The sequence below is a fragment of the Paraburkholderia sp. genome, from assembly GCF_024281035.1.
GTDB lineage: Bacteria > Pseudomonadota > Gammaproteobacteria > Burkholderiales > Burkholderiaceae > Paraburkholderia.
This window is the reverse complement of the sequence record NZ_JAMXLH010000044.1, coordinates 1-15,205: the sequence shown is the minus strand read 5'-3', so window position 1 is coordinate 15,205 and position 15,205 is coordinate 1. Positions and strand designations below refer to the sequence as shown.

The following is a 15,205-nucleotide window of genomic DNA, read 5'->3' as shown; positions in this document are numbered from 1 at the left end:
CTCCTTGCCATGAGTACTTAAATCGCCTCGGCCCGTACTTGTCCCGAGACCGTTTTACGCGACGCCAACGTGATAGCAATAATCCCCAGCACGATCACACCAGCCGACATCCAGCCCACGCCCTGCAAGCCGCCGAAAGCCAACGCGAATCCGCCCGCCGCCGGGCCCAGCGCCAGACCAATATTCGACACGGACCCTGCCATGGCCGAGCTACGCCCGCTTTCATCCAGGTTCGCGAGCAGACCCAACGAGAACGGAAAAGCAACCGTTGCCGCAGCGTTGACCAGGCACGTCGCCACGATGAACAAGCTTCGGTTGTGTTGACAATACATGCCGATAGAAACCAGAAACAACACGAACAGCGCGGCATAGATCGGTTTGTAGAAACCCGCGCGGTCACCCAGTGAGCGAGCCAAAATACCGGCCGGGAATTGAAGCAGGGCCTGAATCATGAGGATGGTACCCAATTCATGAGCGTCAATTCCCCGCGTTTGCCCCGCCAACTCGGCGAAGCTCATCGCTGCCGTCTGCATGACAAACGTTGCGAAAATGCTGACCAATATCCAGATTTCGCAAATCGTGGTCGAGCGCGAAATTCCCCGCTCGATGGCCGCTTCAGCCGCATCGGAGATTTTTGCCACCGGCATCCAGAATGCAATCAGAACACCGATCGCGAACATGGCAATTTCCACCAGCTCCGTTCCCTTCACCCCGACGCGCTCGGTTACGAACGGGATACTGAACATCACAGCGCCATAGAGGATTGCCATGGTGAGCGTCAGTTCGGCAAATACTTTCTCGGGATGGTCGTCCATCGACATCACAGCATACGTACATGCGATCAGTACACCGAGCGCGATGCCCAAAATCCCCTTGAGCACACTAACGATATAGAAATCGTTAAAAACCGCCACGCCGGTAATAGCCAATAATCCGACCGCACAGGAAACGAGCGAATAGCGGCGCTTGTCCAGCGTTCCAACGCGCCGCCCGACAATCATGGCCGACAGCGCAACGAGCAGGAGAACGCAGGAAGCCAGCCAGCCGGCGTGTTCCTCACTCAGTCCGAATCGCTGCATCGACGACGGAACATCGTAGGGCAGCAAAAAGGCCGGCGCCCATGCCAAAGCACTGATGTAGAGAACTGCGGCCTTCGATAGCCCCTTCAAACGCGCTTTCATACTTCACCTCTGGATAGGGTCACGGAGATCATCCTTACCCGTTAGCTCAATCAGCGCACTTCAGAAAAGACCTTGTTGCGCCGTTCCTCGAACATCTGGATCAGGAATCGATCCACGGGCTTTTCCGACGCTGTCTTCGGAATCTCATCCAGGACCTGTACCCAGGACATCACAGAACTCGAATCGAGCTTTTCCCGGCAGGTACGGAACACCAGTTGAGGATCGAATGTGTCGATCTGCGTCGGTACGACCGCGGCGACCATATCCTTCTCACCGGGTGCCCCGGAAGCCGCCTTGACACCATAAACATAGACATCGGCAACATCGCTCAACTCGGCGATGACCTTCTCGATCGGCGCCGTGTTGATGAATTCCCCGTTGTGTCGAATTCCGCCGCCCTTGCGACAGTCGAAGTAAAGCCAGCCGTCTTCGTCCGCATGGACGATATCGCCCATATGCAACCAGCCATCCTTGCACTTCTTTGCCGAGGCTTCTGGATTGCCGAAATATTCGACCGTTGCGGGCGCACCATCCACGCCCTGAAAGAGCAATTCACCGGGCACGCCAGCGGTGCAATCGTTGCCGTTCTCGTCAACAATTCGATGTCGAAGATTCGACACCGGTTTGCCGATACTTCCTACTGGGCCCACGCCCAACGGTTTCACGGTCAATCCACCCTCGGCCGCACCGTAAAATTCGACGACACCGACATTGAAGCGCGATTCGAACGCTTTCCAGATCGCTGCTGGCATGCCTGCCGACACCACAAAACGCACAGGGTTAGCTGCATCGTTCGGTTGACGCGGTTCGCTATAAATGGCTGTCGTCATACCGCCGAGCAGCGTGAATGTCGTGCAACCATACTTGCGGGTAATGTCCCACAGGCGCGACTTTGTAAAGCGACGCGACATCACGGCGCGCATGCCCGTTGCGAGCGACGCCCCCAAGGTCAACACCTGCGCATTGGCATGCGTGAGCGACAACCCCGAATACGGACGCTCATCGGCCTGGTACCCGAGCATTGCCGGCACTGCGGCGGCAGTTGCACAGAATCGCAGATGGGTCATCACGATCCCTTTCGGGTCACCGGTCGTTCCCGAGGTAAAGATCAACTGCATCGCGCCATTCGGATCATTGGCGGCAATTTCCAGCTTCGGCACTTGCGGCGGCAGCGCATCACGGTAGGACAAGACACCGTGAGTGCCGATGCGCGAATGAGCTACCTCGCCCGTTTCCAGCCCAATCACCCACGACAGGCGCGGCAGCGACTCGCGTACAGCGAGGAGATTGTCGAGTGAGTAATCTGCGGCGATGACCCCCTTACATTGCGCGTTGTCGAGCATGAACGTCAGTTTGTCGCCCTTGACTCGCGGATCAAGGGGCACAAACACGGTACCCGAAATCGCTGCGGCAACCATGGCATCGACGAACTCCGCGTGGTTGGCCATCAGCAATGCGAAGCGGTCGCCCGGGCGCATACCTTGTTCGATCAGGACCTGCGCGAGGCGCCGCCCCTGTTCCCAGAGCGCTCGATACGTGCGCACCTCGTCGGGACGCACGCCTGCGCCTTCAACAGTGAGCACATCGCGATCAGGCATGGTTTCAGCCCGGTTGGCAATGATTGCCGCCAGGTTGGTTTCCGGTCTAGTGCTCATCGCACCATGTCTCCTTGTATATATATTTATCGCCCGGTCGACCACTCATGAGCGGTCGACCGGGCATTCCATCTCACTGGCCGAGAATCGTGATACTCGCCACGGCTTCTTCCACGCCGCACAATCCACCGCCGTTTTCGGCAATGGCAATGCGCGCGCCTTCGACTTGTCGCGCTCCGGCTTCGCCACGCAGTTGCACCACGAGTTCGTAGATTTGACCCAGCCCCGTCGCACCGATCGGATGGCCCTTCGACTCAAGACCACCGGACGGGTTGATCGGAACGCGGCCACCGATCGCAGTTTCGCCGCGCTCCGCGCATGCGCCGCCCATTCCCGGTTCGCACAGGCCAAGCACTTCGGATTGGATAACTTCACCGATCGCGGTCGCGTCATGCACCTCCGCGACCGACACATCCTTCGGTCCGACACCAGCAATCTCGTAAGCGCGCGCGGCACCCTTTCGCACAAGGTGATGCTCCAGCGCGGTAGCCGGTCGATCGGTTCCAGTCTGGATCACCGAGGCGAGCACCTGAATGACGCGCGCGCGATTGACATTGAGTCGTTTGAGCCCCGCCTCATTGCAGACAATCGCCGCCGCAGCGCCATCGCTGACCGGCGAACACATCGGCAAAGTGAGCGGCCAGGTGATGGGCGGCGCACTGAGAATTTCTTCAATCAGATACGGCTGCCGGTACTGTGCATGCGGGTTATGCACCGAATGCATGTGATTCTTGGCTGACACCGCCGCGAACTGGCGCTGCGTCGTACCGTATTCACGCATATGCATACGGCCCATCGACGCGTAAATGTCCATAAAAACGCTATAGGGCTTTGGCGAAATACTCCCCTCCGGCGGCACGACGCCTTCGCCCATCTGCAACAGCCTACGCTTGCTGTTTTCCGTGTCATGCACGTCCCAGGCGCCATCGAATGCGCTGAACATGCGCGCCTTGTCGGGCGAAAACATCTTTTCGGCTCCCACCGCCAGAACGATATCGGCGGCGCCGGCCATCACATAGTTGACGGCGAGATGAAATGCCGAGCTCGCACTTGCGCAGGCGTTCTCGACATTGATCACGGGAATACTTTCAATGCCCATCGCACGCAACGCAAGCTGGCCACGGATCATGTGCTGACCCTCCATGTGCCCTTGCGTGGAATTGCCGAAGAACGCGCCCCCAAACTGCTTGACGTCACAGCCTGCATCCGCAAGTGCGTCAGTCACGGCAGCGTGCACAAGTTGCTTCACGCTCGTGTCCAGATATTTGCCGAACGGCGTCATTCCAACGCCTGCGATAAACACTTTGCCACTCATCTATCATTCCTCCATCGCCAAACGTCCGCAGTGCGAGCCACCAGGCCCGCACTGCGGTCAGGATCAGACGTTTTTCACTTCGTAGGACAGGTAGCCTTCTTCGGCCAGTGCGCTGACCAGGCTGCGTGCGCCGAAGGCGCGTGCCGGCGAGACGAAACCCACTTCCTTGAGTTGGCCGCGCAGCACACGACGCGCGGCTTCTGCGCCCAGCACACCCGTCTGGGCGTACGGCGAATTGCCACGCAAAATCACGCTCACGGAATTCGTATTGCCACGACCGTGGCACGACAACGTGCAACGGTTGACGTCCGGATTCTCGCGGGGCGGCTCGACCTGGGTCACTGCCTTGCCCAGTTCGTTGGTCACGTCTTCCTGCGCGGCCGCATCGAGCGAACGGTACTTTTCCTCGAACATCTTCAGCATGCCGACCACGGCATTGAACATGTCCTGATTGCGGAACGAAACCAACGTAGAACAGTTGGTCACGCGGGCGTCGTCCTGATACCAGATCGGCTCACCGCCGCCGCCCCACGGAAGGGCATTGAGAATCACATGCTCGCCCGGCACCTGGACCTGATATGGCGTTGCCCACGGCCATTGCTGAAGCTCGTTGTTACGCAGAAAATATTGCGGCTTCGTGCACATCCGCAGGAACGATGCGGCGGACGCCACGCTCACTTGCGAATCGCCGAGATAGACGATGTCGAGGGTATCGATACCCGGCGTCTCGAGTGCGATCTCGGCAGCGAGACTGCCTTCAGTCCACATATACGAGTTGCCGGTACACAGCGCCAGATTCTTGTCGGCAAAAGCCTTGCCGTATGAATTCTTGAGCAGTGCCATCCAGTCGGTTTCACCGGTCGTGTCGAAGTAATGACAGCCAGCAGACAGGGCAGCCTCGACAACCGGGCGACCCAGCTGCATGAACGGGCCGACGATATTGATGACCGCCTTGCGGCCGCGGAACAGTTCAGCGAGCGAATCCACATCGTGACGAACGCCGACGCACTGATAGTCGTGACCGGCCAGCTCCGGCACCTTGGCCATTTCTTCTTCCAGGCGCTCTTTGTTACGGCCCGCGGCAATAAAGGGAATACCGCGCTCGGCCAGCTTCCATGCCGTCAGCTTGCCCGTGTAACCACTCGCGCCATACAGCACGACCTCATACTTCGTTGCCATTTCACTGTCTCCTTCTATTTTTTGGTGTGAGGCACGCTTCGCGTGCGCTGCAGTTTCAAAGCATGTTGCCTACAGCAGATCGTGATCGACCAGCGCGTAGCCACCCTTGATTGCCAGAATTTCGTTGCAACCGTCCTCGACTAGCGAGGCACGTGCGTCGCGCCAGATTTTCTCAATCGGGTATTCGCGCGTCAGGCCGTTGCCGCCGAAAACCTGCAGTGCATCGCTCGCGACTTCGAGCGCGGTCTGGGTGGCCGTGACCTTCGCCGTCATGGCTGCGTGCAGCGATGGCACTGCCGCCGTGAAGTTGTAGTGCACGACGCGCTGCGTGAGCGCGCGAGCCGCTTCGACCTTGCGGAACATATGGAACAACCGGGCTGCAACCGACTGATGGCGGATGATCGGCAGACCACCCTGCTTGCGCTCGTGGGCGTAGGCATGGGCGAGTTCGTAGGCTGCGCGTGCGGTACCGGTGAACACGGCGCCCATCACTGCGTTCGCGAACGCGTGAACCGCGTAGACGGCATCGAGATACTGATCGGGACCGGCAAGGATGTGCTCTTTCGACAGCGTCACATTCTCGAAGAAGATCTCGCCCTGATTCAGCGAGCGCTGACCGACCTTGTCGAGCGGCTTGCCGCGCGTGATGCCCTTCGCGTCCATCGGCACGATAATCACGGCGCCGCGCTTCGTATCCGCGCCGGAACCGCTATCCGCCGCGCAATACAAAATGCACACGTCAGCCGCAGTGCCGTTCGATACCCAGGCCGACTTCTGGCCATTGATGATGACTTCGTCGCCGCGAATCGTCGCCACGCAGTTCGGGCGGCCGTAGGTGCCTTGCGGGTTGAAGATTGCGCCGGACGGATCGAGCATGTCGGAGCCGTGGTCCGGCTCCGTGATGGCCCAGCAACCCAGCTTTTCATCCGACGCAACCGAGCGGCAAAACGTATTGCCAAAAGATACGCTCAGCAGAGCGGCCAGCAGGCCGGCCCCAAAGGTAACCGCGAGGCCGGCATCCCCCCAACCCAGCTCTTCGAACAGAATGCACATCGTCTTCGCGCGCTCGGCCGGTTCGAGCTCGAGCAGACTGTCGACGGTAAAACCAAGTTCGATGAACTTCTGGCGGGCCGCCCAGTATGGCGAACCGGGTGCGATCACTTCCTCGGGCGTCATGCGATCCAGCTTGATGCCGACAGGACGCATCACCTCCTGTGCAAAGCGATGGACCGTCTGCTGAATCAATTGACGAGTGTCGGAAAAATCGGGCTCGGCACCAAGCGGTCCAAGCTTGAACATTGCGGATGTTGCCGACATGTCTCCTCCTCTGAGGTGGTTGGCTTATGATTTGTGTGCAGCACAAGAGAAACGTGGGCAAGCGCTTTACACTATTGGCCCGGCCCGAGGGCGGTACTTCGCTTTCAGGAGTCGATAGTGGCGTAGTACGATCGCGCGCAACATCTCCCTTTTGGGAGAGCGCGAAGAGAGAATGGAGATGGAGACAAGGGATAACCCGAGTGCGGCACGCACCGCACAGGATACAAACGCAACATCCGCCGCGAGACCTCCGGTTTTGCTGGCGACAAAAGTTATTGCTCCGCGCATCCCCAAGGGCTTGATTGACCGTCCTCGTCTCGCCGATTTAGCCGGAGAGGCGGCAGACAAGCGCCTGTCCGTCATCAAGGCGCCCGCTGGCTTTGGCAAGACTTCGCTTGCTCTGGCGTGGTTCAGCCGGTTAGCGGCAAGCGGGACGCTCGTCGCGTGGCTTTCGCTTGATGCGGCAGATGACGAGCCCGCGCGATTCCTGCATCACCTTTCACATTCATTACGATATGCATGTGGGAACGTCGGTGCTTCAGCGATTGGACTGACGGCCGAAGCGTCGCTGGTTCCGGCGAATTCAGTGATGGCAACGCTGATCAATGAACTCGTCGACGTGGATGACGAAATCTGTCTGTTCATCGACGATTACCATCTAATCAGCCTGCCGACCATCCACGATGCAATGTCGTTCTTCATCGCCAATGCGCCGTCACACGTTCACCTCGTGATTTGTTCCAGGACCGAGCCTCCGCTGCATCTCGGCCGCTTGCGGGCGCATAACGAATTGCTGGAGATCGATGCGTCGATGTTGCGCTTCAACGTCGAGGAAACGCGAGGCCTCGTTGACAGCACTTGCCCGGCGAAGCTGCCGGCGGCTGATATCAAGTCGCTATGCGAAAGCACGGAAGGTTGGGCCGCGGCATTGCGTATTTCTACATCGGCGTTGGCCCGCAATGCTCATCAACGTGCGTGGGAAGTTGGGTCCGCAACAGGTACCTCGAAACCGCTTGCAACCTACCTGGAAGAAATTCTTCACGGCCTTCCCGACGAGACGGTCGATTTTATGATGTGCACGGCGATACTGGACCGGTTGACAGCCCCACTCTGCGATGCCGTCACCGGGACTGCAAATAGTCACAGCATGCTCGCTTCAATTGCCTCGCATCAGATGCTGCTTGAGCCTATCGATTCGGAAGGGTACTGGTTTCGTTATCACCATCTGATGGCCGAGTATCTGTGCCAGCGTCTGGCTGCGCAACCCCGCTTTGATGCGAAAGATCTGCACCGGCGTGCATGCGAATGGTATGCCGGACAAGCTCTTTGGACTGAGGCGGTCAGGCATGCCATCGCGGCCGGATTGACGAGCGAAGCCATTCGCTTGATGGAGCAATGCGCGATGGCGCTCGTCAAAAAGGGCGACCTGCTCACGCTACTCGGCTGGCAACGTCAATTCCCGGCGGACCTCATGCGCGCGCAAGTTGTTGTGACGCTGGCGATTGCCTGGGGGATGGCACTCGCGATGCGTTTTGACGAAGCGCTGACGATGCTCAATGCCATCGAGCACGACGTAACGGTCGAGGCAAACGCGGACCGCGATGAGATTCATTGGAAATGCCTGGTGATTCGCTCGATCGTCATCGCATTGCAGGACGAACCCGAGCGGGCCCTTGCAATCGCGCAGGGATGCCTGAATCGTCCATCGACCGATAGCTGGACGTCAAACGTCGCGTCCAACGTGGTTCGCTTCGGCCAGTGGAAGATGGGTAATCTCGACGCGTTGTACTCGACTCCGTGGATTCCGTATTCCGTCGAAGAAGATCAGCGCAACGTTTTCTCCTCAGTCTACAGGCTATGCATCCTGGGCTTTGCCGAGATGGAGCAGTTGCACTTTGGGCTTGCCGAGCGCCACCTCAACGAGTCGGCGCGACTCGCCGCACGTCACGCCGGTCCGCGGTCCATCCTGAATGCACTGTATGCGCCGATGCTCGCAAAGATTCATTACGAGCAAAACCGAATAGACGAGGCCGAAGCGTTGCTCGTTGATCTGATGCCCGTTGTCGATCTGGCAGTCTTTCTTGATAGCGCACTGATCGCCTACGTCACGCAGGTGCGGATCGCGCGCGCGCGCTCGGATACATTGCACGCCTACGCGTTGTTGGACCAAGCCGAGGCATTGGGTCACAACCGGCGCTGGAACCGGTTAATCGCGGCGTCACTTCTTGAACGCACGCGTTTGCTGATATCCGAAGGGCGATTAACCGAAGCGTCAGCATGCGCCACGCGACTCGAGCAACTCGCGCTCGCCTGTGCGAGCACGATTTCCCGGCAGTGCCTCAGGGAGATACAAGACTACCGAACGCTTGGTGCCGCATATGTTTCACTGTCCCGATGCGATGCACAGTCCGCGGTTGAATCACTCCAGGCCACCTTGCACGATTCGCCGCTCCGCCGCAGCGATTTTGTTTCGGTTAACTTTAAAACCGTGCTGGCCGTTGCGTTGCTGGCGACGCGCCAACGCGCCCGTGCCGTCAGGACGTTCCACGATGTCGTGCGAGTCGCGGCGCCGGCTGGAATCTACCGCACGATACTCGATCAAGGTTCGGAGATCGGCGAACTGCTTCAGGCGACGCGAGAGGACATACGAGACACAGAAGAATCCGGGCGGACTGCAACATACCTGGATAGTCTTATCATCGGCTGGCGAGAGATCTATCGCTCGGAGGATAAACCACGACGCGATGGGGAGACGCTCAGCGCACGCGAACAAGCTATTGTGAAATTAATCGCGCAAGGACAGTCCAATAAGGAAATCGCACGTACGCTGGGCATTGCGCCCGGAACCGTCAAGACGCACGTCAAGAGCATCTTCACTAAACTGTCCGTCGACAAGCGTGCTCATGCTGTTTTTCGTGCGCAGGAACTCGGTATAGTGCGCCATTGACGCATGAACTCGACCCGGAAGTCTTTCTGAAGCTCCATTGGAACGAGCGACAGCATTTCAACGCTGAATGCAGGATGGTCAGCGCCCCCTGTCCTTGTCGAATCGTTGCAACACGCAGCCAACTGTCCAGAGCGCAACGGCGGCAAGACCGAATGGCACGCTATCGGCCTAAAAATTGATCGCGGTCTCCCAGCGCGATTTTCAAACGGATTTTTACTAGAACCCCTCGGGCAGGCGCTCGTAGCGCAGGCGCGCGCGCAGGAAGATGAACGGAAATGCGTGCAGGCGCACTTCTTTCCGGACCAGCGAACGGACTGCCTGCGTCAATGGGCGTGTGTCACCCCGCTGCGCCACAGCCTGCGCGAACCGGACAATTTCGTACCGCTGTATCTGCCTGCCCGGTTCGGCTCGCAGCAATTCGAGCGTGCGCGTAACACCGTTTTTGGGCGGCGAGCCGCTGGCGAGGCACAGCATGTGGATGGCGTCATAGATATCCGCATTGAGCCCTACCATCTCTGCCCGCGGATTACGCGACGTGCGTCCAACCGGACGTGCGCGCACGAGCGGATCGAATACGGGTAGCGGCGGCGTGCCGAAATGCTGGAGTATTTTCTCTGCGTAACGACGTTCTGCGATGAAAGTCACCGCGGTGCCACCTTCTCGCGGCAGTGCTTCAAGATAGTAGTAGCTTGCCCCATCGCACACCGGGCCACACGGCAGGACCTGTCCGGGCAGGCTCCTGAAATGAACCAGTGGTTCAACGTAGTGTGTCTCCCAGACGCTACGTACGTAGGGCTGGTCGTGTAACCGTCTCACTATCAGATACTCCAGTTTTCGCCTTGCATGTCCGGCATTCAAATGCCGATATTTTTTAGTACAACTTTATGTCTCCAGCCTGTCTACAGCTCTTCGACCATGTATTACGATCCTTTGCCGTACCGGCGCGATCAGCTCTCCGGTGTTACCTGCTCGCGCGTGTATTGCACCAGCGGCTGCGCCGTGGGCGGTCCAGCAATCAGACGTGCGAGTGTGCCTCGTTCAATCACAATATCCGCCAACGTACACTGGTCAAGAACTTCCATGTATGCATGCGCGGCGCGCTGCAGAATGCCGCGTAGATTGCACGCCGCTGTGATTGCGCATCGGTTGTCCGCGGCGTTGAAACATTCGACGATGTGGAAATCCGCTTCGGTATCGCGCACGACCGAGCCAACGGTAATCTCGTTTGCCGCGCGTCCCAGCCGCATCCCCCCCATTCTTCCTCGTGTCGTCCTCAGATAGCCGTTCCGCCCAAGGGTGTGAACGATCTTGGCAAGATGCCCACGCGCAATACCGAGCGCATCGGATATTTCCTGAATGGTGGCGAGTTCGTCACCGCACACCGCAACATAGATCAGGACCCTCAGGCTGTAGTCGGTAAAATCAGTCAGTCTCATGAGTCACAATATGACTGCGTCCTGCTTGCGACAGTTTTCGTGCCGCCTGGCGGGCAGAACGGTCTGTTTCTACGGCGTGATCTGTCACGGCAGGCATTGCCGCTGCGTCACGGTCGAAATCCGCAAACGTGCGCCTCATTCCTTTATTGAATCTGAAGTTCAGCAACGCATTCGGGCTCGGCGACGCGCCGGGGCCGCTTGACCGGCGGCCATCCCAGAGTGCTCTATAACTTCACGGCGCGTTAATCTGTGGCATACCCAAATCATCGCTATCGCGTGAGTCTTTACTTGATGTGCGACTTACTTATAAATCGCCTTTCGAGGTGTAATTCTATAGCGATATAAAATCATATATCCGATAAATATGTTAATCGCGGTCATGGTTCGCAAATTCATTCTCGAATTCGCATTTAACCGGGACTTCGCCTTCTCAGTGAGAGCACGTTTACTGAAGATTTCTTAAGTTTACATACGTTACCGATTCGGTATTCCCCTGGGGGCCAGCGAGAAGCTCCGATTAATTTGATTCCCGGGGAAATTGGACAGTCGGGACACAGGTACACCGGATGCAGGCCGATGCTTTAACAAACCATATCGGGTTTCTACCGGCTGCATTGCCCTTCTGATCCGGGTGTGCGGGAAACCGGGAGAGATTCAGCGCTGTCCGGTCGTTCTAACATCAGATTTAAGAGCGATTTGATAGCGATGTTAATCGTCCATTTCATCCCGCTTTTACAGCCGTCATCGGATCACTCGCTCTCTTGCGACAATTTCACGCGCAAATAGTGTGAATGATTTGACTCGAAACATAAATTAAAGGGAAAGCCACCATTGAGGCATGACCCGCCCATCGAAGCATCTAACTGGTGCTCTATGTCGTTACTCGAATGGAGTTTTTCGGAGGATCAAATAATTCTGCGCGGCATCACGAATCCAGGAACGATTACCGGGTAATCAATAGGACTTGCAAGGCCGCAATCGTGGAACTCGGTGACATACCTGCAGGATTGCTCGTCGACGCGACCGGGGGAAATCCAGCACATGCCGGTAACACTGAAGACTGGATTCGAGCAGGCACATAACGCCACACCGATCGTCGCCTTCGGCCTGACACTCGATGGCGCGGAACGCATCCGGCAGGTTCTCTCGATGCGACACCACCCATCAAGACTAGACAACTTGAATTCGCACCGCCGGTTCTTCACTTCCCGCCGCACCTCCATTCCCGCGATGATGCGACCCGTATTGATGTTTTGTGAGCCGTCGTCAGCGAAAACCCTACTTATCCAATTGCGATTGTTTAGCTATCTTGTCTATACAACTAAACAGCCACACGGCCGTTGGTTGGATATGTCACCGCCCTTCTCGGTGGCGCCGAAAACATTCTGGGAACCCACGTCAATGAAGAAGTTTGCACTGTGCATCGCGATCCTTGCGATCGCAACCTCCGCTTGCGCGAAGGACTGGTCCACTGTCCGGTTTGGCGTGGATGCGAGTTACCCCCCGTTTGAATCGAAAAGCGCGGACGGCAAACTGGTCGGCTTCGACATCGACCTCGGCAACGAGATTTGCAAACGTATGAACGCGAAGTGCGTCTGGGTCGAGAACGAATTCGACGGCATGATTCCCGCGCTGAAGGCGAGGAAGTTCGACGGCGTCCTGTCGTCGATGTCGATGACGCCGCAACGAAAGGAGCAGATCGCGTTCTCGGAGCGGCTGTTCCGCACCCCGACTCGTCTCGTCGCGAAGAAGGGCTCGAACGTCCAGCCAACGGTGGATTCGCTGAAGGGCAAGTCGGTCGGCGTCGAGCAGGGCTCGATCCAGGAAACCTATGCAAAGGCTAACTGGGCATCGAAGGGCGTGAACGTCGTGCCTTACCAGAATCAGGACCAGGTCTACGCGGACCTGATTTCGGGCCGCCTGGACGCTGCGCTGCAAGACGCCGTGCAGGTCGACCTCGGCTTCCTGAATACGCCGCGCGGTGCGGGCTTCGTGTTTACGGGCGGCGAACCGAACGATCTGAAGATGCTCGGAAACGGCGCGGCCATCGGTCTGCGCAAGGAAGATACCGATCTGAAGGCGAAGCTCGATCAGGCGATCGGCGACATCATCAAGGACGGCACCTACAAGAAGATCGAAGCACGGTATTTCACGTTTGACGTGTACGGTTCGTGATGTACAACGGCGCGTGAAATACACCGCGCCTTGCGTTGCCCGACTCGCAGGCAGAACGGCTCCCCCCTGGGTGGAGCCGCTTCCGCTTTCAGGCCCGCGAGTCGCATGCAGTCGAATAAGCCGATCTGGCGCTCCCCATTTGTGCGCCCTGTCCCACCTGCAATTGCGTAAACCGCACTGACTTATCCGGCGCGCACGTACGATGCCCGGCGCACTCACTCCATCATGCAAACGAAAACCCAACCGTTGATTTCTCCGGCGCTCGGCACCGAGCGGCAACTCACCAGCTTCCACTACGGTCCGGGCGGCGGGCAAAAGATTTATATCCAGTCGTCGCTGCACGCCGACGAGCTACCGGGCATGCTGGTCGCCTGGGAACTGCGCAAGCGTCTCGCGGCGCTCGAAACGGCAGGGAAGCTGCGCGGCGAAATCGTCGTCGTGCCTGTATCCAATCCGATCGGCCTCAACCAGCGGTTGCTCGGGCAGATGCTCGGCCGCTTCGAATCCGGCACCGCATCTAATTTCAACCGCGGCTTCCATGATCTGGCCGAACTCGTGATGCCGCGCATCGAGTCTCGCCTGACCGGCGACGCGCAACAGAACCTGCTTGCCGTACGCGCCGCCATGCGCGAGGCACTCTCCGAGCAAACGCCGACCACCGAACTCGAATCGCAGCGCCTCGCGCTGCAACGCCTGTCGTGCGACGCCGATGTCGTGCTCGATCTGCACTGCGACTTCGAAGCCGCGCTGCATCTCTACACGAACCCCGATTTGTGGCCCGAGGTCGAACCGCTCGCGCGCTATCTCGACGCGAAAGCCTCGCTGTTCGCGCTCAATTCGAACGGCAGTCCGTTCGACGAGATCCACAGTTTTTGCTGGTCCGATCTGCGTGCGCGCTATGGCGAGCGCTATCCGATTCCGAACGGTTCGATCTCGGTGACGATCGAACTGCGTGGCCAGGCGGACGTGACTTACGCGTTCGCCGAGCGCGACGCGAATGCAATCGTCGAGTACCTGACCCGGCGCGGCGTCATCGACGGCACGCCCGCACCGCTGCCAGAACTCGAATTCGGGCCCACGCCATTCGCGGGCACCGAGCCGCTTCAGGCGCCGATTTCCGGTGTGCTCGTGTTCCGTGCACAGGTCGGCGTTTGCGTCCAACCCGGCGAGCCAATCGCCGACATCGTCGATCCGCTGACCGATTGCGTCGTCACAATCCACAGTTCCGTCGCTGGCGTGCTGTTCGCTCGACAGCGCACGCGCTTCGCCACCGCAGGAATGGTGGTGGCGTGGGTTGCCGGGGCCGAGCCCCTTCGGGATGGCTCGCTGCTGCCTAATTGAGTGGGAGAGCGCGGTTTCGGGGACGCTGCCGTCGACGTACTGCGCGGCTTAATCGAAGCCAGGCGTTGAAGACGATTCAACGCCTGGCCGGCAAAGGCGAGACATGTGCGCACTCCACGTGGGCGTGGCACGGCAGTCGTTGTGGATTCGGGTAAGAACGATTGGGCGCGCAGGACCCACGGCGTCGCAAACTTGCCGCTGATTCAACAAGCGCGGTTTTGGTCGTTGCGCACGCATTGATTGAAACACGGCGTTCGCGTTAGCGGACCAGCGCTGGCAATTTCAAGCGCGACTATCCGGCAATTTGGTTTTCGCCACGCACGAAGTGGCGATTGATTTCTCAAGGTGCGACTCGATCTCGCGCGGGCAGCACGAAGCGTGGCGCGGCCCTTCCTTCGTCAGAAAGGGCCGCTTACACACACCGGGTGCCACGGGTTCGATCCTGTAGCCCGTGCGCCCCAACCAGGCAGCGCACGCCGGACATTACTCGGGATAAGGGCCGATAAAGCCCTGTGCCAATTACTTCTCAGACTCGAACGCAAGCGGGCTGTGCGCCGCAATCGCGCCGCCCTGCACCAGCCGCGTGACCGCCGCGATATCCGGCGCGAAATAGCGGTCGAGATCGTAATGCGGCACCTCGCTGCGCACGGACTCCATCA

The 15,205-nt window shown here is 58.7% G+C and carries 10 protein-coding genes; 3 read left to right on the top strand and 7 right to left on the bottom strand.

All coding sequences use genetic code 11. The features are described from left to right. Window positions 1-17 precede the first annotated feature (17 nt). The 5 genes from Q0L30_RS14110 to Q0L30_RS14090 all read right to left on the bottom strand — a co-directional run bounded on the left by Q0L30_RS14110 (window position 18) and on the right by Q0L30_RS14090 (window position 6,647). Entirely contained in the window at window positions 18-1,181 is a 1,164-nt protein-coding gene (locus tag Q0L30_RS14110; RefSeq protein ID WP_296657288.1) for an MFS transporter, read from the bottom strand. 50 nt (window positions 1,182-1,231) lie between these two features. Then, complete coding sequence (locus Q0L30_RS14105; protein ID WP_296657285.1) at window positions 1,232-2,836, bottom strand: class I adenylate-forming enzyme family protein; 1,605 nt, start codon at window positions 2,834-2,836, stop codon at window positions 1,232-1,234. Window positions 2,837-2,909: 73 nt separating this feature from the next. Next, window positions 2,910-4,151, bottom strand: coding sequence for a thiolase family protein (locus Q0L30_RS14100; RefSeq protein WP_296657284.1), 1,242 nt, complete (start codon window positions 4,149-4,151; stop codon window positions 2,910-2,912). A 63-nt stretch (window positions 4,152-4,214) separates the two neighbouring features. Continuing rightward, window positions 4,215-5,330: a DUF5938 domain-containing protein gene (locus tag Q0L30_RS14095; RefSeq protein WP_296657281.1), complete on the bottom strand. Its 1,116-nt coding sequence runs from the start codon at window positions 5,328-5,330 to the stop codon at window positions 4,215-4,217. Window positions 5,331-5,399: 69 nt separating this feature from the next. Continuing rightward, window positions 5,400-6,647 carry an acyl-CoA dehydrogenase family protein gene (locus Q0L30_RS14090; protein ID WP_296657278.1) on the bottom strand — a complete coding sequence of 416 codons (1,248 nt, stop codon included), beginning with the start codon at window positions 6,645-6,647 and terminating at the stop codon, window positions 5,400-5,402. Window positions 6,648-6,819: 172 nt separating this feature from the next. Here Q0L30_RS14090 and Q0L30_RS14085 point away from each other — a divergent pair, with 172 nt between their 5' ends. Beyond that, window positions 6,820-9,594, top strand: a complete 2,775-nt coding sequence (locus Q0L30_RS14085; RefSeq protein WP_296657276.1) for a LuxR C-terminal-related transcriptional regulator — start codon at window positions 6,820-6,822, stop codon at window positions 9,592-9,594. A 216-nt stretch (window positions 9,595-9,810) separates the two neighbouring features. Here the strand turns inward: Q0L30_RS14085 and Q0L30_RS14080 are convergent, their stop codons facing one another. Beyond that, window positions 9,811-10,239 (bottom strand): hypothetical protein, encoded by a 429-nt coding sequence (locus Q0L30_RS14080; RefSeq protein ID WP_296657273.1) that lies wholly within the window; start codon window positions 10,237-10,239, stop codon window positions 9,811-9,813. A gap of 302 nt (window positions 10,240-10,541) precedes the next feature. Then, complete coding sequence (locus Q0L30_RS14075; RefSeq protein ID WP_296657271.1) at window positions 10,542-11,030, bottom strand: Rrf2 family transcriptional regulator; 489 nt, start codon at window positions 11,028-11,030, stop codon at window positions 10,542-10,544. Window positions 11,031-12,431: 1,401 nt separating this feature from the next. Here Q0L30_RS14075 and Q0L30_RS14070 point away from each other — a divergent pair. Beyond that, the gene (locus tag Q0L30_RS14070; RefSeq protein WP_296657269.1) at window positions 12,432-13,205 is read left to right on the top strand and encodes an ABC transporter substrate-binding protein; all 774 of its coding nucleotides are present in this window, start codon (window positions 12,432-12,434) and stop codon (window positions 13,203-13,205) included. A gap of 225 nt (window positions 13,206-13,430) precedes the next feature. Then, entirely contained in the window at window positions 13,431-14,546 is a 1,116-nt protein-coding gene (locus Q0L30_RS14065) for a succinylglutamate desuccinylase/aspartoacylase family protein (protein WP_296657268.1), read from the top strand. The last annotated feature ends 659 nt before the right edge of the window (window positions 14,547-15,205 follow it).